The organism is Bacillus multifaciens, from assembly GCF_030756675.1.
Taxonomy (GTDB): Bacteria; Bacillota; Bacilli; order Bacillales; family Bacillaceae_G; genus Bacillus_A; species Bacillus_A multifaciens.
On record NZ_JAVBXD010000009.1, the window covers coordinates 67547 to 86780 of the forward strand.

General features: G+C 35.2%; 19 protein-coding genes. 5 read left to right on the forward strand and 14 right to left on the reverse strand.

Features of this window, described 5'->3' with window-relative positions:
• Positions 1-151 precede the first annotated feature (151 nt).
• Positions 152-724 carry a TetR/AcrR family transcriptional regulator gene (locus Q9306_RS08435; RefSeq protein WP_306197217.1) on the forward strand — a complete coding sequence of 191 codons (573 nt, stop codon included), beginning with the start codon at positions 152-154 and terminating at the stop codon, positions 722-724.
• Positions 725-908: 184 nt separating this feature from the next.
• Positions 909-3671: a YhgE/Pip domain-containing protein gene (locus Q9306_RS08440; protein ID WP_306197219.1), complete on the forward strand. Its 2763-nt coding sequence runs from the start codon at positions 909-911 to the stop codon at positions 3669-3671.
• Positions 3672-3691: 20 nt separating this feature from the next.
• Here Q9306_RS08440 and Q9306_RS08445 read toward each other — a convergent pair.
• The 11 genes from Q9306_RS08445 to Q9306_RS08495 all read right to left on the reverse strand — a co-directional run bounded on the left by Q9306_RS08445 (position 3692) and on the right by Q9306_RS08495 (position 15993).
• A protein-coding gene (locus Q9306_RS08445; protein WP_371932356.1) for an IS1182 family transposase occupies positions 3692-5169 on the reverse strand; the annotation gives its coding sequence in 2 pieces (ribosomal slippage) (positions 3692-4602 and positions 4602-5169; 1479 coding nt in all).
• A 214-nt stretch (positions 5170-5383) separates the two neighbouring features.
• Complete coding sequence (locus Q9306_RS08450) at positions 5384-6226, reverse strand: SDR family oxidoreductase (RefSeq protein ID WP_306197221.1); 843 nt, start codon at positions 6224-6226, stop codon at positions 5384-5386.
• Between the two features lie 235 nt (positions 6227-6461).
• The gene (locus Q9306_RS08455) at positions 6462-6959 is read right to left on the reverse strand and encodes an 8-oxo-dGTP diphosphatase (RefSeq protein WP_306197223.1); all 498 of its coding nucleotides are present in this window, start codon (positions 6957-6959) and stop codon (positions 6462-6464) included.
• 57 nt (positions 6960-7016) lie between these two features.
• A complete protein-coding gene (locus Q9306_RS08460) occupies positions 7017-7805 on the reverse strand; it encodes a methyltransferase domain-containing protein (protein WP_306197225.1) in 789 nt (262 codons plus the stop codon).
• A complete protein-coding gene (locus Q9306_RS08465) occupies positions 7789-8466 on the reverse strand; it encodes a nucleoside deaminase (RefSeq protein WP_306197227.1) in 678 nt (225 codons plus the stop codon). Before Q9306_RS08465 ends, Q9306_RS08460 begins: the two co-directional genes overlap by 17 nt.
• A 389-nt stretch (positions 8467-8855) precedes the next feature.
• Positions 8856-9008, reverse strand: coding sequence for a small, acid-soluble spore protein, H family (locus Q9306_RS08470; protein ID WP_371932357.1), 153 nt, complete (start codon positions 9006-9008; stop codon positions 8856-8858).
• Positions 9009-9279: 271 nt separating this feature from the next.
• A complete protein-coding gene (locus Q9306_RS08475) occupies positions 9280-10773 on the reverse strand; it encodes a M1 family metallopeptidase (protein ID WP_306197229.1) in 1494 nt (497 codons plus the stop codon).
• Between the two features lie 564 nt (positions 10774-11337).
• Positions 11338-12054 carry a histidine phosphatase family protein gene (locus tag Q9306_RS08480; RefSeq protein ID WP_306197232.1) on the reverse strand — a complete coding sequence of 239 codons (717 nt, stop codon included), beginning with the start codon at positions 12052-12054 and terminating at the stop codon, positions 11338-11340.
• Between the two features lie 329 nt (positions 12055-12383).
• The gene (locus Q9306_RS08485) at positions 12384-12563 is read right to left on the reverse strand and encodes a small acid-soluble spore protein H (protein WP_306197234.1); all 180 of its coding nucleotides are present in this window, start codon (positions 12561-12563) and stop codon (positions 12384-12386) included.
• A 179-nt stretch (positions 12564-12742) separates the two neighbouring features.
• Complete coding sequence (locus Q9306_RS08490) at positions 12743-15292, reverse strand: ABC transporter permease (protein WP_306197236.1); 2550 nt, start codon at positions 15290-15292, stop codon at positions 12743-12745.
• Entirely contained in the window at positions 15283-15993 is a 711-nt protein-coding gene (locus Q9306_RS08495; protein WP_306197239.1) for an ABC transporter ATP-binding protein, read from the reverse strand. The genes Q9306_RS08490 and Q9306_RS08495 overlap by 10 nt, the downstream gene beginning before the upstream one ends.
• 516 nt (positions 15994-16509) lie before the next feature.
• On the opposite strand from Q9306_RS08495, the gene Q9306_RS08500 reads away from it, so the two are divergent.
• The 3 genes from Q9306_RS08500 to Q9306_RS08510 all read left to right on the forward strand — a co-directional run bounded on the left by Q9306_RS08500 (position 16510) and on the right by Q9306_RS08510 (position 18098).
• Entirely contained in the window at positions 16510-16713 is a 204-nt protein-coding gene (locus Q9306_RS08500; RefSeq protein WP_306197322.1) for a GrpB family protein, read from the forward strand.
• A 220-nt stretch (positions 16714-16933) separates the two neighbouring features.
• Complete coding sequence (locus tag Q9306_RS08505; protein ID WP_306197241.1) at positions 16934-17638, forward strand: alpha/beta hydrolase; 705 nt, start codon at positions 16934-16936, stop codon at positions 17636-17638.
• Between the two features lie 304 nt (positions 17639-17942).
• On the forward strand, positions 17943-18098 hold the full coding sequence (locus tag Q9306_RS08510) for a hypothetical protein (protein WP_306197244.1): 156 nt from the start codon (positions 17943-17945) through the stop codon (positions 18096-18098).
• Positions 18099-18102: 4 nt separating this feature from the next.
• Here the strand turns inward: Q9306_RS08510 and Q9306_RS08515 are convergent, their stop codons facing one another.
• Genes Q9306_RS08515 through Q9306_RS08525 form a run of 3 tightly spaced genes read right to left on the reverse strand, consistent with a single transcriptional unit; the run spans position 18103 to position 19166 of the window.
• Positions 18103-18384 carry a hypothetical protein gene (locus Q9306_RS08515; RefSeq protein ID WP_306197245.1) on the reverse strand — a complete coding sequence of 94 codons (282 nt, stop codon included), beginning with the start codon at positions 18382-18384 and terminating at the stop codon, positions 18103-18105.
• A 10-nt stretch (positions 18385-18394) separates the two neighbouring features.
• Entirely contained in the window at positions 18395-18784 is a 390-nt protein-coding gene (locus Q9306_RS08520) for an SHOCT-like domain-containing protein (protein WP_306197247.1), read from the reverse strand.
• 13 nt (positions 18785-18797) lie between these two features.
• Positions 18798-19166: a DUF2089 domain-containing protein gene (locus Q9306_RS08525; protein WP_306197249.1), complete on the reverse strand. Its 369-nt coding sequence runs from the start codon at positions 19164-19166 to the stop codon at positions 18798-18800.
• Positions 19167-19234 lie beyond the last annotated feature (68 nt).

The following is a 19234-nucleotide window of genomic DNA, read 5'->3' on the forward strand; positions in this document are numbered from 1 at the left end:
GCAGAATATCTCTTGTTTTTCCCTTCATTGTCACATTTTGCTACAATGGAATCAAAAAATAAAACTTGAAAACATTGGTAAGCTATGGTAATATCATAAACGTACTATATGACCAGACTGTTCGAATGGTCATTTTTTGGGGGGTGGAAACGTGGCAGTCGATCGAAAACGAGCAATTATTGAAGCAGCAACAAAATCTTTTTCTGCATTTGGTTATAAAGCAACAACGATGGATCAAGTTGCAAAGCTAGCCAATGTTGGAAAAGGGACAATTTATACGTTTTTCAAAAATAAGGAAGAGTTATTTGGTGAAATTATTTCTAATTTAATTGCAGAAATGAGGCAAGTAGCCGAACTAGCAATTGATTCAAATGAACCATTTTTTGAAAACGTACATCGTGCTTTATACAGTATTTTAGAGTTTCGAAAAGACCATCAGCTCATGATTAAGCTCATTCAAGAAGAGCGAGATATGGGAACAAAAGAAGTGCAAGAAGTGATGAAACAACTGGATTCTACAGTTATTACGTTTATTAAATTGCGTCTTGAAGAAGCCATTGCCAAAGGCGAAATTATGGAATGTGATCCAGAAATTACAGCATTTATCATGGTTCGTCTGTATATATCTCTTATTTTTGATTGGGAAAAACATCATGAACCATTAGAAAAAGAGCATATCGCTGAACTTTTTGAATTATATTTATTAAAGGGATTGTCAAAATGAGATAATCCTCTTATTATTATTAAATGTGACCAATTGAATAATGTGGTCATTAGTCAATGGATGAAGAATTGCAAGAAAATAGCAACATATACGAGAAGATGAAGGGGTCGTTATTTTCTTCTTTTTTTTACAAAAACTGACTAAATGAACAATATAGTCAACTATTTAAAAGGAGGGATAAACAATGCGAGGATGGAAACTGCTTGGAAAAGAGTTTGCTACGATTATCAAAAGCAAAAAAATCTTAATTCCAATTATTGCGGTCTTATTTATTCCAGTATTGTACGCTGGTATGTTTCTATGGGCGTTTTGGGATCCATATGATCAATTAGACGATCTACCAGTTGCAGTTGTAAACCTTGATGAAGGTGTAGTGTATAACGGAAAACCGATTGAAGCCGGTAAAGAACTTGTTAAGAACTTGAAAGAAAAAGAAGGCTTCAAATGGGAGTTTGTCAGCGAGAAAACAGCAAAAAAAGGAATGGATGATCGAAAATATTACATGACGATTCGCATTCCAAGTGACTTCTCGAAAAATACAACAACATTGTTGGATGCAAACCCGAAAAAATCAAAACTAGAGTACATTCCAAATGAAAGCTTAAACTTCTTATCCTCACAAATCGGTGGATCAGCCATTGAAAAAATTAAAGGCGAAGTAGCAGCTTCCGTAACAAAAACATATGCGGAGACAATGTTTGATTCGTTAAAGGATGTATCGAAAGGCTTTGCTGATGCGAGTGATGGAGCTGGTCAGCTACATGATGGATCAGGGAAAATCACAAATGGCTTAGGTGAATTATCTGGGAAAGCTAATGATGGATTGAATAAGTTAGCAACTGGTTCTGGTGAACTGACAGGCGGCTTAGGTCAGTTAATAGATTCAAAAGGAAAATTCCAAAATGGATTGGGTCAATTAGCAACTGGTTCTAATCAAATTACAAATGGCTTAGGCGAGTTAAATAGTAAAGTAAGTGGCATGCCAGGTGGGGTGAATCAGTTATTGAATGGTTCACAACAAATTACAGGTGGTTTAGGTCAATTTGTAGATCCAAAAGGTGAATTACAATCGAATTTAGGCAAGTTATTGAGTGGCTCACAACAAGTCACAGGTGTTTTAGGGAAATTAACAAGCGGTTCTCAGCAAATTGCGGGGGGCTTAGGTCAGTTAGTAGATCCAAAAGGAGACTTCCAGCTGGGGCTTAATACTCTTTCTGGAGGTTCTAAGAAGGTAGCAAATGGTCTTGGTCAACTTCAAGGTGGTCAAGAAAAATTAGCTGCTGGAGCAACAGAAGTACAAAAAGGTATTCAGGGCACAAATGATGGTTTGAAAAAATCGTTAGCCGGTGTAACGGATATGCAAAGTAAGTTACCTGAGCTAACAAAAGGGTCTGAGCAAATAAGTGGTATTGCTCAGAAAACTGCAGGAGGGGCTAAAGAAGTTGCGGACGGCTTAGCGCAGTTACAACAGCAAATCAATGGATTACCAGAGGAATATAAACAAAAATTGGCACCAACTGTTCAAAAACTTGTCGAGGGTAGTGAAGGCGTTGCAACTGGTACGGAACAAGTTGCTGGTGGTACAAAAGCTATTCATGAGAAACAAGTTTTATTACAAGATGGTGTTGGTGCATTGAAAGATGGTCAACAACAGCTTGTAAAAGGTACAAATAAATTAGTAGAAGGACAGCAAGCATTTGTAGCAAACTTCCAAACTTTCGGTGATAAATTAAAAGAAGCAACAACTGGTATAAGTACTATAAGTGATGGTTTAGGTCAACTCTCTACTAAAACAACAACTGGCTTGGATCAGTTATCTGCTGGAGCAAATCAAGTAGCGGATGTTTTAGGTAAGGTGGAGAATGGATCAGGACAGGTTACAGGAGGAATAGGCCAGTTAGTAGATTCAAAAGGAAAATTCCAAACAGGTTTAAATCAATTGGCAAATGGATCAGGGCAAATCACAGGCGGTCTAAACGAACTAGCAAGCAGTGCAGGCCCACTAGCAAACGGAGTAAATGCTTTATATGCGGGCTCACAACAAGTCACAGGCGGTTTAGGTCAATTTGTAGATCCAAAAGGAGAATTACAAACGAATTTAGGTAAGTTATTAAATGGATCACAACAAATAACAGGTGGCCTAGGACAATTCGTAGATCCAAAAGGAGATTTCCAAAGTGGGCTAACTAGTTTAAAAGACGGTTCTGGAAAAATCACAGACGGATCCAAAGAACTAGCAACAAAACTTGGCGAAGGTGCTGAGAAAACAAGCGAAACAAAAGGCGACGAGAATAAATATGATATGTTCGCGAGTCCGGTGAAAGTGAAAACTGAGAAAGTATCAGAAGTTCCAAACTACGGAACAGGCTTTACACCGTACTTCTTATCTCTTGGTTTATTCGTTGGGGCATTGTTATTATCTATTGTGTTCCCATTACGCGAAACAGTTGGTATACCGAAATCAGGGTTTAGCTGGTTTATTAGTAAGTTTGGTGTACTACTTGCAGTTGGTATCATTCAAGCACTTGTGGCAGACGCAGTCTTACTGTTCTGGTTAGGTGTTGAAGTGCAAAGTGTTCCATACTTCATATTGTTTAGTATTATTACAAGCTTATCGTTTATTGCGTTAGTTCAATTTTTAGTAACGACTTTCGGCGATGCAGGACGCTTTGTTGCGATCTTGACATTGATTTTACAATTAACAACAAGTGCAGGTACATTCCCACTTGAGTTAATTCCGAAACCGCTGCAAATCTTTAACGCATGGTTCCCAATGACATATTCTGTATCAGGATTTAAAGCAGTTATTTCAAGTGGAGACTTCAGTTACATGTGGCAAAACGGAGGTATTTTAATGCTCTTCATTGTTCTGTTATCACTAGGAACGATTGGTACATTAACTTGGATGCATAAGCGTCAATATGGGAAATTTACGGAAGCGGAATAAACGAGAGAAAGCCTAAAGGTTTAACCTTTAGGCTCAGAGTGTTGGGAAACCCTTTGGGTTTCCCAACCTCTGATGACCTTTATTGTAACTATGTATAAAAAAATTGTACGAAACAATAAAAAATAAGAAAAACAGCCCTTCAACTGACCCTTTCTGGTCAGATGAAGGGCTATTTTTTTCATGTTTTGGCAGGCTGCGGTGAGATATGCCTGTATTTGGACAGACTTCATCCCTCGGAACCGAGCGTATCGATAGCCATGTAGTTCTTTTGCATCGGCAAAACTCCGCTCAATTGTAGAACAGCGTACTTTATATAATCGTTTTCCTGTTTTCGTTCGCTTGTATTCTCGTGCAATATCTTTATACTCTTCCCAAATATGACGCGTAATCTCTCGACTTTTTTGAGTAGCTGAAAAGCAATCTGAACGTAAAGGACATACTGCACAATCCTTTTTGTCCGCTTTATAATGACGATATCCTTCTCGATCTGTTGTCGCATACTTCATAATACATCCCTTTGGACATGTAAATACATCCCTTTCAGAAACATAGTGAAATAATCGTCTTGGTACTTCTTTATTTTGATTGCCAAATCGCCGATATCCCATCACCATGAAAATATTTTGCTCTAATAATTTCTTACAGATATGTCCCGTAAAATACCCTGCATCCAGTGCCACCGCTTCTACTTGGAATTGAAACTTTTGAACTTGAGCTTGAAGACGTGCCAAATACACCTCGGAATCTGCCACATTTCCAGGCGTAATATATGTATCCGTAATGATATTGTATTTCGCATCAACTGTTCGATGATCTAAATAGTGAAATCCATTTGGTTTTCCATCTCTCATTAAAAAACCACTGTCTGGATCTGTTGTACTTTCACGGATTTTATCTTTGTCGGCGACACCTTCCTTTTTGGGCTTTAAAGCTTTTTTCCATGATCCTCACGATCTTGTGTGACAGCCTCTTCTAATTCTTCTATATAAGATTTAGGTTTTTCTTGTTTTACTTTATGAATAAACTTATTTTTATTGGCATTCGCTTTAATATGAGTAGAATCTGTCATCAATGCACGACCACTTACCATGCGCTGTTCCGTAGCTTGACGTACAATTTCATCAAAGATTTCTTCAAAAATATTCGTATGAATAAAACGAGTCCGACGATTCCAGCTTATTGTGGAATGATCTGGTACAGTATCAGATAAAGAAAATCCTAAAAACCAACGATAAGCAACGTTCATTTTAATTTCTTTTTCTAATTGGCGTTCAGATCGAATTCCGTAAAAATAACCGATAAACATCATCTTGAATAAAACAATTGGATGAATCGACGGTCTTCCATTGTTTTCACAATAATAAGGACGTAATTTTTCTTCAATAAAATGAAAATCGATTGTTGCCTCAATGGCACGAAGGAAATGGTCTTGCGGAACTAACTCTTCTACAGAAATTGTTACGCGCTCATCACGATGATTTTTCAGCGCTCCCATCATGGGGCATCGCTCCTTTGCATCTTTTTTATCAGTGTTGACAGATAAAAAGATGTTCAGACACAAAAACAGGCTGTGGAGAAGGCTTTCTCCACAGCCTGAAAAAACGCTTGGAAAACCAAGCGTTTTTTACTTTATACGTATGTTCTATTAAAAACTCCTGTTAACTGAATAAAAATTTACTTAACAAGTATCTCCCATAGTTTCCCATAAGTATTTAGCCGTTTACAATTTCTCCGCCATTCACGTGCAGAATTTGCCCGGATATGTAAGAGGCATCATCAGAAGCTAGGAAAACATAAGCAGGTGCCACTTCAAACGGTTGACCGGCTCGCTTCATAGGAACATGGTCTCCAAATGTAGCAAGCCATTCTGGAGGTAATGAAGATGGGATTAATGGCGTCCAAATTGGTCCTGGGGCCACACCATTAACTCGAATCCCTTTCGATGCTAGTGACAATGACAGTGAACGTGTAAATGAAACAATGGCTCCTTTAGATGCCGAGTAGTCAATTGCATCCTGATCCCCATCATAGGCACTAAGGGATGTTGTATTTATTATGGAGCTCCCTGAATTCATGTATGGCAAAGCAGCTTTCGATAACATAAACTGTGAAAAAACATTTGTGTGAAAGGTGCTTGCTCGTTGATTCGAATCTACATCAAGTAGACTGTTCCTTATGTATAGTACACCGGCATTATTCACCAAAATGTCAATACGACCAAATTGTTGAATCGTTCGCATAATAACTTGTTGGCAATGCTGCTCATTTCCAATATCACCTGGAATACTAATGCAACTACGGCCGTACTTTTTGACATAGAACTCTGTTTCTTTTGCATCACTGTGCTCATTTAAGTATGAGATTGCAATGTCAGCACCCTCTTTCGCGAAGGCTACAGCAATAGCTCTCCCAATTCCACTATCCCCACCAGTTATAAGAGCTATCTTATTTATGAGCTTTCCGGCTGGTTTGTAATTGGGGTTATCAAATATTGGTCTGGGTTTCATTAATGATTCAATTCCAGGTTTACTTTGTTGTTGAGGAGGAAAACCCATCTCATACACCCCTCTCGACATTTTTCTATAATGTATTTTGATATTCAGGGAAATATATCCTTTTCAAAAAAATAAATAGAGGGGGGAGGTTATAAAAATGAGTTTTTGCTCCCTTTCTAAAATAATTCTTCAACGTATTCGAAGACTCTGCATAACTGAACTGCCAAAGTAGCTTATATCTTCTAAGTAATCGAATCCAGGTGGTGAGTCAAAGCTGTTAAAAACGCGTACACATTTACACTTTATGTAGCTCTGATTCTTTATAATGTTTTTCCACCCTATTTAAAACAACATCACGCTCTTTATCCCATACTGAATGCCACTCAAATGTTCCCGGTTCAAAGAATAGTGGAAACCTTTTTCTAAACCAATCTTGCATCGGTAAATTTAATGCATCTTTTTGATCTACCCATACTAACTCTCCTTCAGGCGGATCCTCAAGTAGCTTTCCTTCAAAAGATGTTGCCAAATAATTAAATACCATATATCGTAACTTTGTGTTTGGCTCACAAAACTCGGTGATTCCTTTAAAGATGATATCTTTTACCATTAAACCTGTTTCTTCACGTACTTCTCGGATCGCTCCATCTACAATACTTTCTGGAAAGTCGACTTTTCCACCAGGAGCAATGTACCCAGGAAAACCTAAACGATCTGGACGATTCATAAGTAGAACTTTGTCCCCATCTTGCACCATACACATCGTTAACATTTTGCATTCAAAATTACTCATCAAAAATCCCCCTTGTGTAGATTCATTGCTGAAAAATGTATTGTAATAAATCACTTATCATTTTTTTCGTGCTAAATACAACGCAACAAACTGTGGTTTTTCAATTTTCCCACCATGTTTTTCAATGACGTTTTGAATACTATGAAACAATTTTTCTTTTACCTCTTGTGAAAGCAAATGATGGGCAGATTGCGTATGTAATAATGCAATGTAATCATCACTTGTATATGTATCAGTCCATTTATAGGTTTTAACAACTAAATCTTGAAACAAATCATGCTGCATTGTAAGGTTTTTACGTTCTTCAATTAGTTCTTCTGGTGTTGGTAATTTGTTAGGATGTAAATGCGGCGCATACTTTTCATAGCAATCTCCAATCTCTCGAAAAACATCTGCACAAGGTTGTATATGATATGTCCAAAAGAAGGCCATTGTCCCATGTTTATGCAGCGAATTTGCTACTTTTGGATAACCAATTTCAGGATTAATAAAATGAAACGCTGTTGCTGAAACTGCAAGTGAGTATGAATCATCCTGCCGATCCCAGGTTTCAAAATTCCCTTGATACACGTGTATCCCATTCTCATTTCGAAATTTAGAAGCTGTAAATTGAGCTAATCGTTCTCCTAGCTCAATACAATCAATCTGCTTATATCCTAATCCGACAAGTCCTTCCGTTGCTTTACCTGTACCACAACCAATCTCAAGAATTCGCTCTTCCTTCTCAATATTTGCATACATAAACAAATCTTGAAAAAGTTCCTTGGGATATGTTGGTCTTATTTTCTCATATTCTTCGACAATATCATCAAAAGTATATTTTCTTTCTTCAAAATTTACATCCATTCTTTTCTTCCACCTCTTTCTTTAAAACTTCTACTTCACTTATAATTTCATCTATAATAATTGAAATATCTGTCTTTTCTTGTTTCGCTTGTACTAACTTATTTAACTCATACCATTTTCGCCCTATCGTAATACCCACCGGACAATCTTGCTCCCACGTTTGTAGTAATCGGTCTACAGCATGTCCTCTCCGCAATACAAAATCTGTCTTCAGAACAAATTGGACGATTTCAAGTTCTTTATACGGACCTGAAACCTTCATATTTTTCCCTTGTAAATAAGTATTTGCATCTTTCAAATTGGTTGCTCCGACCACCTTATCTCTCGCGGCATAGTGAATATTTGTGATTCCAGACATAACAATAGCACCAAAACATAAAGGGCACGGTTCCATTGTAGAATACAGTTCACATTCCTTACGCGATGCGTTTGTTTCTAAATTGTTTATTTTTAATATTGCATTGATTTCTGCGTGAGCAATTTTGTTATTACATATTTCATTTGGTATTGCTTCCATCTTGTAAACTGTATTTCTACCTTTTGAAATGATATTCCCACTTCCATCTACAATTACAGCACCAATAGGAAATGAACCGTTACAATACGATAACCATGCTTGATTGAAGCATTCTTTCCATGGTTCAGATAATGTATACCACATATCAGATTGTGACCTCCCTTCATAAATTTTTTATCGGAGTTTACAGAAGAGAAATGACTTGCTTATATAAATCGTCTTTCTCACCTTCAGGTATTCCTTCTATTAATCTTGCTGCCATATTTCTCTTTCTTCCCACAAGTAGACCCCTGCTGTATTTCCTGCTCCAATTTTTCCTTTCATTAGTTAGTCCTACTTTCATTAATCTTTTATACACCATCTATTTATTTTCTTTCCATAGGCTCCTTTTCCTTCTTTATTCGACAAAATTCAAGGGAGATATTGTTGTAGAAAATAGTTAATTCAAAATCAATGTATAGGATTTGAGACAATAAAAAGCAGCTGTCAAAATTTTTCCGGCAGCTGTTTTTATCGAGAAAACATTTAAGCAATTAATACTCTATTAAGCTAGATAATGGAATCTCTTGTTCGTTATTTAGTTCATTAAGAGGATAGATTCTCGTTGTTTCAATATTTTCATCTACATTTTGAATATAGATTTGAACCATTAGCCATAACTGATGAAGCGACAGTCTCTTTTGCACGTTGTGTATTCATGATTCTAACCTCTTTTTCTTTTACTAATTATAATGTGAACTTCACTCACACAAATTATTCTGTAATGAATCGACGGTCTTCCGAATTACATTAAGACTTTTTTGTCGATGATTGAACTTTTATCCATGATGATTTGAAAACTTAAGGAAACAAAAGAGTTAAAAAACAACTAATTTATAGTAAGTTATGTAAAATTAAGTGTAAAGATTAAACATAAAAACCTGCCTAATTCGATTCACGACAGGTTTATTTATACGTTTATTCTTGATCAGAAACAAATATTCTATGTGACGCAAAGAAATTTTCCAAATCTCTTCCGGTTGATTTCTCCATAATTTGGATAAAATCTTTTGTCGTACTCACACCAAACTTCTTTTCATTAAAGTAATCTTTCATCGCTTTGTAAAAGACTTCATCGCCAAGTTCAAGACGAAGATCATTAACTGTTCTTGAACCGTAACCATAAATCATTCTATAATATGCTTCAATCCCGCCTTCTGCAGCACGTTCAGCAAATGTTGAAACAGGATACGAAAGATGATAGTCTCCAACAGGTTCTGCCTTTAGTTGATCAAGTTCTTTACTGTAGAGCGCAGCTGCAAAACTAGCAAATGATTCGTCAAGCCACGCTTCATCGTGCTCATTATTTCCAATAATGCCGTAAAACCATTGATGTCCAATTTCATGCGCAGTAACATTTTTAACCCATTCTTGAGAAGGATTTTTAGCGATACTAATCATCGTTAATTGTGGATATTCCATTCCACCAAACCAGCCTTCCATGCCAACGATATCTAGTTCTGGCCATGGATACTCTCCAAAACGGTTACTGAACAGCTTGATGCTCTCAACCCCTGCCTCAAGCATAGAATCAGCATATTTTGCTTGTTCATCTGTATAATACACATTAATATTTACATTATTTACTTTCTTTTGTTTTACTTTGTAACCTGGATCCATTTCTATTGCAAAATCACGAACTTGTTTGGCTTTATAATGATGCGTTGCTAAATTTCCTGAAATATGTGGTTGTCCCACTTCCGTTCCTGTCGTTGCAATGACCTGTTCTTTATCAGTCGTAAGTGTTACATCAAAATCTCCAGTTAAAGAATAAAAAGATTCTCCATATGGAAAATAAGCATCTACATTCCAGCCCTCTTTATCGTATACTGCTAGAATTGGGAACCAGTTTCCAAGCGAGACTGTGTTTTTGTTCCAACCAAAACGATCTTGTTGTTCCGGTACATGAACTACAAAATCCATCGATACAGTAGATTTTTGATTATTAGGAATTTGAACAGATGAAATATGCAGTGCAGTACTATCCACAGCAAATTTTGCTGTTTTCCCATTTATTTTTACATTAGAAACAGACATACTTCCGCCATTTTCTTTAGATGTTTCTGCGTTTCCCCACAAGTTAAAATAAAGTTCGTTCAGCTGCGTACGAGTATTGTTCGTAAAAGTGACTGTCATTTTTCCTTGAATAGTGTGATTGATAGAATTATAGTAAACGTTCATTTTATAGTTTGGATTTGCTGGACCAAATATATCTTGTCCTTGCTTGTTCATAAATTGCGACTGAAATGGTGTCTTCAGGTGAACAGGAGATGTAACTGCTGGATGGTATGCTCCTTTTACAGGGGAATCCTTTTCCAAAGCACTTATAGTAAGTCCAGAAGGAAATAATATACCAGCCATAAATGTCGAAGCTGTTACCCATTTTGCAGTCTGTTTTACAAACTTTTTCATAAAAACTCCCCCTTTTCCATTTTCCACCACATAAATTCGCCATAAACTGTAAAAACCCCTTGGAATTTTATTTGAAATTACTTGAGAAAGTTATAGGGGAAATCTTAAATGTTTTACTTTAAATTCTAATAAAATTTTTTAATTTCATCTCAAATAAAAGAAAGCACTTGTTTATATAAATCATGTTTTTCACTTTCGGGTATTCCTTCTATTAATCTAGCTGTCATAATAGCTAGGAGTTACTTCACTTCCATTTCAACCATTTTAATAATTAACTCTATATGATCTAGTTCCATTATTGTACGTAACCCAATTGGAAAGACCCCCGCTCTTTCCAATTGATACTCTATATAGTTCATCATTCTTTATCTAAGAAATCTTTACTAGAAAAAAGTAACCTCTCAATCTTTTATGAGAGGTTCTTTGTAATTAACATAGTCAGTCTTAATGACAGTGGAATCCTGTCAGCATTCCACGTTGTTGACAGGATCCCGCTTATCAGCAGCAAGAAAAAAACAGTCTCTTACTCTCGTAAGAAATCTGCCTTCTTCTCATTCTATTACTTTATACTCTTGCACTTTCTTTACCTTTTTCAACATAACTCATATCTCCAACAGATTCGATTGTATACTTCCCATCTTTATAGAAAACTTTAGTTACACTTGCATTTTCTAGTCCAAGTTTTATTTTACTACAATCAATCATGTCTACTAATGCTGTGATTGTAATGCCATGAGAGACAACTAAAACGTTACCTCCTCCATTTTGAGCAGTCTCTTCACTAATTTTATCAAGCTCTCTTTTTATACGGGTTGAAAAGGTTTTCCAATCTTCAGCTTGATTTGTATCGTCTGCTGCTGCAATGAAATTCACAATTTCTTCAATAGAGAACCTCATTAATTCATCTGCTGATTTCACACCAGCAACAACCCCGATCATTTTTTGCATATTTTCATTTTTATCACCTTCAAAAATCCCGAAATTTAATTCGCGTAAGTCTTTCCTTTGTTCAAGTTTTAACGTTGATTGCTCACTATATTTTAATACTAAGTTAACAGTTTCAATTGCACGCCCACTATCACTACTATAAGCATCAACAAAATGAATATCTTTTAAGCCATGTCCTAAATTTTTGGCTACTTCAACACCCGTTTCTACTAATGGAGAATCCGCCCAGCCTTGCACACGTCCACTAGCATTTAACATTGTTTTCCCGTGTCTAGTAATATATAACGTTACGATATTATCTAATGTATTATTACTCTTTTCCATCTTATTCATTACTTTCTCCCCTTTTAGGCTATAACCTATCTGTGTAAATTCCTGAGTAAAAAAATTGAAATTTAGCTTAATCCTCTATTGCTTGAGGAGTTTTATAATCAGTACTAGCTTGTATTCTTTTACAATTATACCATCCATAGAGTTAGATTTTCCATTTTGGGCGCTAACACGATACAAGCGTTAACATCCTGAGATTTTCTATTACATTAACTTAGTTATCTTCTTATAACAATAAAAAGAGTGAAATCCTGCATAATCAATACAGAATTTCACTCCTTTTATAAAAAATCAGATTTAATTCTAAAACTAGAGCTATCAAAATTTTTTATTTAATGCTCAATTAGGCTAGATACAGATACCTCTTGTTCATTATCCGGTTCGCTTAGAGAGTAAATTCTTGCTGTTTCGCTCGCTTCATCTACATTTTGAATATAGATTTGAACCCCGTTATAAGTTACATTCGCCATAACTGGTGAAGCTGCAATTTGTTGTGCACGTTGTTTGTTCATCATTATAAACCCCCTTTTCGGTTAACAATTATAATATGGACTGTCACTCCCTTAAATATTCTGGTGAATTCATATTAAGTTAACAAGAAGAGAGATTGAAAAATATAGTTGCTTAATGAACAGAAAAAACGTAGTTTGATTTTTTCATCAAACTACGTTTTTTCATTCGTTATATACTTCTATTTACTTTGCAGTAGATGTATCGGCTTAGCTGATAACGATTGTTTTGCTGCAATCCAGACAACAATTGCTGTTGTGCTAACAGATAACAGTATACCTAAAACAGACCAAGTTACATCAATTTTCATTGGCATTTGGAATAAGAATCGCAAAACAACACCTGAAAAAGCTAAAGCAACTCCAGCCCCGACTAATCCGGCTGATAAGGAAATGATGGTGTTTTCTAATAAAATGGACTTCATTAAATTACCGGAAGACATACCTACTGTCTTGATAATCGCTACATCCCGCGTTTGTTGAAGTAAGCGAATGACCACTTGATTTCCAATTGTCAGAACAGCAGTTAAAAATGCAAATAACGCTACGATAGAAAAGAAAGTACTTTGCATATGAATGATGTATTGTAGACTATCGATTGCTGTAGCAGCAATCGAATAGGCCATTGCTGAATTAGGAAGTTTATTATTTAACTCTGTTAGAATCGTATTCGTTTGTTTTGGATCGCTATCTAATGAATAGGTAATGCGATTCGGCTTTCCATATGTAGCTAATGTTTTTGTTGGAATACGAATACCCACCGTTTTTACAATACCTGATTGAAAGAAGCCGACAATTTCACAATTCACTAATTCATTTCCTATTTGAATATCAACTGTATCACCTGTTTTTACCCCAAGCTTTTTATAACTATCCAACAGGATTGCTTTTTTCCCTCCTGCATCCGCCGATGTTAAATCGCGACCTTCAGATATGGTATATGCTTTAGAAGTAAGAGCGGTATCTATGCCTTCTACTGAAATTTTAGTTGAACTAAAAAATTTATCTTCTTTTACTTTTTGGCTGAATTTAGTTGCCGCTTCTTCACCGTTAATATTTTGAATCCTTCCATCTAGTTGATAACCTTTTTTCCATGCCTTTATTTCCTTCATCGATTGAATTTGCTTTTCCACTTTTTCTTCATCGTTAACTGAACTTGTAATAAGGAGATTTCCCATTACCTCTTTTTCTAATTGTCCTTGCACAGATTCAATTAAATTATCAGCAAATACGTGACTGGAAACTACAGAAACGACGCCTATCGTTAAGGTAACTGCTAATAATCCATTTCGTTTATTCGTAGCAGCTATATTATGCAGGGCAAGAAAAAGACTTTGTGGGACCCTGTTTTTCAAAGCGCCAATCATTCGGAATAATAAAGCGTATATAAATCCAATCAAACGAACGAAAGCAACCACACATAACACAATACCAGTTGTAAGCATGAAAGCAAGGAGCCATTTAAACACACTACCATTTGCATTGGCTGTAAATGCTATTTTGTAAACATAAACAGAAAGAATACCACAAACTAAAAGAAAAAGTTGAAAATTTTTCCTAAAAGGTAACGAATAATTAACACTAGTATTCTCTGTATCTCGTAACATTTGAAGAGGTGACACACGCATTCCACTTTTTACTGGTATCCATGATGCTAAAAAGGTTACGACAAATCCGACGATGATTGTAGTACCAATAACAGACCATGACATCCCCCACGTAAGAGGTAAAGAAAGTACACTTGATAAATATGAGGTGAGCCATACACTAGCTAATAGCCCAATTCCAATGCCACCAGCTGTTCCAAGGATCGCTAACCAAAATGCTTCTAGCAAAAAATATCGTACGATAGACCGTGTTTTCATTCCTACCGATTTCATAACAGCGATATCATGTGTGCGCGTGGCAATGATTACTTTCATTGTATTTGAAGTTGTGATTGCTGCGATTCCAAGAGCTAATACACTAAATAGTTGAAGAAATGGAAGTAACATATGCAAATCTTTTTGTTTTTCTAATTCTTTATCACGAATGTCAATTACACTGCTTTGCGGTAATTGTTCTTGCATTTTACTTTTAAAAGTAGAGACGTTAACGTTATCATTCAATCCAATTAAAGCTTCATTAACTGTATTTGCTGGTACATGTAAGAGCTTTTGAGCTTGATCTAAATGCAGATAAGCTGTTCCAAAGATAGAAGCATCGCCGTAAGATTCTTGAACCCCTTCAACGAAACCACGAATTTTATAAGAAGACATTTCTCCAGTAGAACGATTCGGGATCTCCACTTTATCTCCGACTTTCACTTGTAAACGATCCCCAGTACTTTTTGATAGAAGCACTTCATTTTTTTGTAAATTGCGAACGTTAGGAAACTGTTTATCTCCATACAGCGGATATTGCTTCGGTTCTATTCCCTTTATTATTAAACTTGTTGTTTTTTTATCAGATTTCACCATACTCTGGCCTAATAAAGAGGTTGTAAGTGCTTTTTGTCCTTCTTTAGGAATAGAAGAAATCAATGTATCACGATTAACAGGGTTTAAGTAGGATTGAATAGCTACGTCTCCTCCTAGAAGAATTTTAGAAGATTCGTGAATAGAACGAGGAACTAATTCGACTAACATTGACATTGAGAAAAAGCTAGCTACTCCAACTACAATACTAAGCACAGTAAAGAAGGTTCTCAAACGATTTCGCACTAAACTACGTAATGCCGATTTTAATAACATGACGTTGTTTCACCTTCTTTAATTAACAGTCCATCTTCTATTTGTAAAATACGATCTGAAATCTTTGCTACGTAAGAATCATGTGTAGCAATAATAAAAGTCATGTTGAATTGATCACGTAGTTGAAAGATTAAGTCCAAAATAGTTTGTCCTGTTTTCGTATCTAAATTACCGGTAGGTTCATCCGCAATAACAATAGCGGGATTGTTTACTAATGCACGGGCAATTGCCACGCGCTGCTGCTGACCTCCTGACAGCTGACTTGGTAAATGATGATAACGTTCTTTCATCCCAACAAGATCAAGCATCTCTCTTGCCTTTTGGATCATTTCCTTTCGATTCTTCATCCCGGCACACATAAGCGCCATCATTACATTTTCCTCGGCCGTCATTGTTGTCACTAAATTATAGGATTGAAAAACAAAACCAATTTTTTTCGCACGAAAATCTGCTAAATTTTCTTCAGACAGTGATGTAATATCCTCATTTCCGATGATAATATGCCCTTCACTTGGAATATCTAAAGAACCTAGTAAACCAAGTAATGTAGACTTCCCACTACCGCTAGGACCTATAATACTAACCACTTCTCCGCGGTAAATTTGTATATCAATTCCTTTTAAAATAGGAATGATTCCTGCTTCTGTTTCATAATTTTTCTCTAGGCCCTGTACTTGAAGAATAGACTGTTTAGCTACCATGCTTTTTTCCTCCATAATTTTTTTATTTGAACAAGAAGACAAGTATGTTTCTAATGAAAATACCTTTTTCATGCTCACGCCTTAAGCTTTCTCTTCTCTTCCCCCTACTCTCTATGCAAGAAATAAAATAAATACTAAAAATGCTGCTAAAATCCTCGGTGTTTCCCCCTTCCTTAACAATATTTATAGCTATTTCTAATTTTGTCATAAATACACTATTTTTTCTATATTAAGGAAATTGTATTTTTGTGAATTTTCAATTTGTAATTACTACTAATATAACTTTGAAATAATACCATTAACCTTTATAAACGAACAAAAGAAAAGAGCGTGTTTTGAAAAAGGTTAATCAAAACACGCTCTCCTTTTTTTATTTCTATTTTATCTATTCAATTTAATAATCAATTAGTACTTTCTTCTTCATGTACAGAAACGGAGCAGTTTAGGTGAAGAAGGATTTTTGGGAACGAGAACGAATCATTTACATAATCCTTAGAATGAGGTGGTTACAATGAAATAAGATTAGAAGCATATACAGTTGATTGGCAGAAAGAGTTTCATAGGGTGAAACAGGATATTCTAAATTCAACACCTATTCAGGAAAATCGAATTGAACATATTGGAAGCACAGTTATTAAAGATATGGTTGCCAAACCAATATTGTGTGCAGAGATAATAAAGTTGTTTAAAAATCCTTCTTCCACTAACGGTGCAGGTTAGCTCAATAAGGAATCAAAATAAGAGAACTTGTAAGCTTCTGAAGAGGTGGACAAAAGAAAGGTTTAAAATATAAAGTAGACTATGTTATACAGATATAGAGAGATATTATAATTAATTTGTGGTAAGTTATGAATAGTTTGATTTATTTTAACTAGGTAGAAGAATATAAAATGTATGTGATTTTTTGCAAATCCCATACGTCTTATTCTATGGAGGAAATATGCTTAAAGACAATTTTAAAATTAGTAATATTCCCGCAGTTTTATGGGGAGAAAAGAGTGAAAAAATTTTTATTGCAGTACATGGAAATATGTCAAATAAAGAAGATGCAGTGATTCAAATATTAGCTGAAGAAGCCAATCAAAAAGGTTATCAAGTATTAAGCTTTGATTTACCTGAGCATGGAGAAAGAAAAAATGATAATACTCCTTGTAAAGTACAGTTTTGTGTTAGTGAATTATCTATAATTATGAATTACGCAAAAGAACATTGGAAAGAAGTAAGCGTGTTTGCATGTAGTATGGGAGCTTATTTTAGCCTTTTAGCTTATCAAAATGATGTGCTAAAAAAGGCATTATTTTTATCACCGGTATTTAATATGGAACGAATTATCGAAAATATAATGAAATGGTTTAATGTAACACCAGAGCTTTTGCAAAAAGAAATGACTATAGAAACACCTATTGGTCAAAAGTTATATTGGGATTATTTATGCTATGTAAAAGAACATCCTATTAATACATGGAATACAGATACATATATTATGTATGGAGCCAAGGATGAACTATGCGAATTTGAAACTATTAACTATTTTACAAAAAAACACAGTTGTGAATTAGAAGTCATGGAAGCAGGTGAACATTACTTTCATACTGAAGAACAGTTGAAAGTATTTGAGCAGTGGTTACACAAGCACATCGATTAACAAATTACAATTTATCTAAGAGATTTAGTGAAGAGCCTGTTAGAGAAGAATTGTGAATATATAAACTGATATTATATTTGAGAGGAATTATAAATGTGAATTTATTCACTTAAACAAACAGGTGCTTTAGTTCAATAAGAATTAAACTACTTTATTAATGATTTTTAAGTACAAATACCTTTTAAATGTATAGAAATTAAACAACTTTAAAGAGCCTTACTACACACTAGATTGTAGCAAGGCTCTTATATTTTCATAACAAAATTAAACAACTTTATTATCGATTTACATATTGGATTTTGTCGTGGGTGTAGATGATATTGAAAATGTTGATAATGCTATTTTTCAGGGGCTAAAGGAGGCAGGCTTTTTAAGACTTCAGATTCAACGTCCTAATGAAATCGTGCTTTCCAAGTTTACTGATGAAACCCACGAAGAAAAGACTCACTTTATTCATTAATAACTTATAGTCTAACCTTAACCTCAGTACCGTCCTTAGCTTTGACATCTACTAGCACGATCCCCTTATAATTTTTCAGTTCCTTGACGATAGGCTTTAGCGTTTTTTTGTCTATTAGTGGAAAGGTAAAGTCCAGGTTTTTTCTTTCGAAGTGCTCTTTTGTCCATTTGTTTGCATTTTGCTGAAAAAATTTTGAAGTCAAAATTGAAATAACAATGTTTAAAATAGCATATGGGATTGGGATGGTAAACCGAACATCTTTTGCTTTCACTTTTACATGCATCATAAGCAAATCACTAATCAATGATGACCGCAACGGTATCCCCGTTTGCCGATTTAATATCAACAATTTGGCCATCTAATTCGTTTTCGATTGCTTCAATAATAAGGCTTATGTCTATATCTTTAACGTATTTTTCCGATTGAGGAATACTCGCTGCGATGCTGTGTCCAGCCATTAATACTGCCTTGACAAGTTTTATAGGCAAATTAACCGTGACGTTATCATTTTCGGCTGATACAACACGAATTTTTAATATTTTATCTAGATATTTAGTCGGTTTTTCCAAAAGCTTATTACCTGTTTCTTCTTTCTCTTTTAATACTTGAATCAGTTCTGATCCCTTTTCAGCATCAATCTTTCCTTCTTGAACCATTGTTAACACTCTTGTAATTTCCTCTTTCATGATAAATTCCTCCCTATTCCTCTTTTAAGAGCTTAATGGCTTCTTCTGGTGTGATTTCGCCATTTTCCAACATGGTGACAACTTTTTTCTCGTCTACTTCATTTTTCTTCTTCTTCGGCACATATCCAAGGAATGAAATGATGTCTGTTAGCTTACCTCGAACCGTTGGATACGAAATCCCCAGTTCCTTTTCAACTTCTTTGATATTCCCTCTGCATGTTAAAAATACTTCCACAAAATGAAGCTGATCCTTTGATAAGGATGCCAACTTAGATAATTCAAACTCATTTTCAATCGTAGTGTGACAATGGGAGCACTGCAACTTTGTAATTTTCAATGTTTTACTGCAGACAGGACAATTTGTGATTACTTTATAAGCCATAATGAAATCCCTTCCTTTTAGTTGATTCAATTATATAACAAGTAATCAAAAATATAAATAAAAAAGTT

Bases quoted from the DNA above. Each gene is read 5' to 3' on its own strand.
- Q9306_RS08440 (WP_306197219.1), top strand. From the start codon at position 909: ATGCGAGGATGGAAACTGCTTGGAAAAGAGTTTGCTACGATTATCAAA.
- Q9306_RS08450 (WP_306197221.1), bottom strand. From the start codon at position 6,226: ATGGGTTTTCCTCCTCAACAACAAAGTAAACCTGGAATTGAATCATTA.
- Q9306_RS08455 (WP_306197223.1), bottom strand. From the start codon at position 6,959: ATGAGTAATTTTGAATGCAAAATGTTAACGATGTGTATGGTGCAAGAT.
- Q9306_RS08460 (WP_306197225.1), bottom strand. From the start codon at position 7,805: ATGGATGTAAATTTTGAAGAAAGAAAATATACTTTTGATGATATTGTC.
- Q9306_RS08465 (WP_306197227.1), bottom strand. From the start codon at position 8,466: ATGTGGTATACATTATCTGAACCATGGAAAGAATGCTTCAATCAAGCA.
- Q9306_RS08475 (WP_306197229.1), bottom strand. From the start codon at position 10,773: ATGAAAAAGTTTGTAAAACAGACTGCAAAATGGGTAACAGCTTCGACA.
- Q9306_RS08480 (WP_306197232.1), bottom strand. From the start codon at position 12,054: ATGAATAAGATGGAAAAGAGTAATAATACATTAGATAATATCGTAACG.
- Q9306_RS08485 (WP_306197234.1), bottom strand. From the start codon at position 12,563: ATGAACAAACAACGTGCACAACAAATTGCAGCTTCACCAGTTATGGCG.
- Q9306_RS08490 (WP_306197236.1), bottom strand. From the start codon at position 15,292: ATGTTATTAAAATCGGCATTACGTAGTTTAGTGCGAAATCGTTTGAGA.
- Q9306_RS08495 (WP_306197239.1), bottom strand. From the start codon at position 15,993: ATGGTAGCTAAACAGTCTATTCTTCAAGTACAGGGCCTAGAGAAAAAT.
- Q9306_RS08505 (WP_306197241.1), top strand. From the start codon at position 16,934: ATGCTTAAAGACAATTTTAAAATTAGTAATATTCCCGCAGTTTTATGG.
- Q9306_RS08515 (WP_306197245.1), bottom strand. From the start codon at position 18,384: ATGATGCATGTAAAAGTGAAAGCAAAAGATGTTCGGTTTACCATCCCA.
- Q9306_RS08520 (WP_306197247.1), bottom strand. From the start codon at position 18,784: ATGAAAGAGGAAATTACAAGAGTGTTAACAATGGTTCAAGAAGGAAAG.
- Q9306_RS08525 (WP_306197249.1), bottom strand. From the start codon at position 19,166: ATGGCTTATAAAGTAATCACAAATTGTCCTGTCTGCAGTAAAACATTG.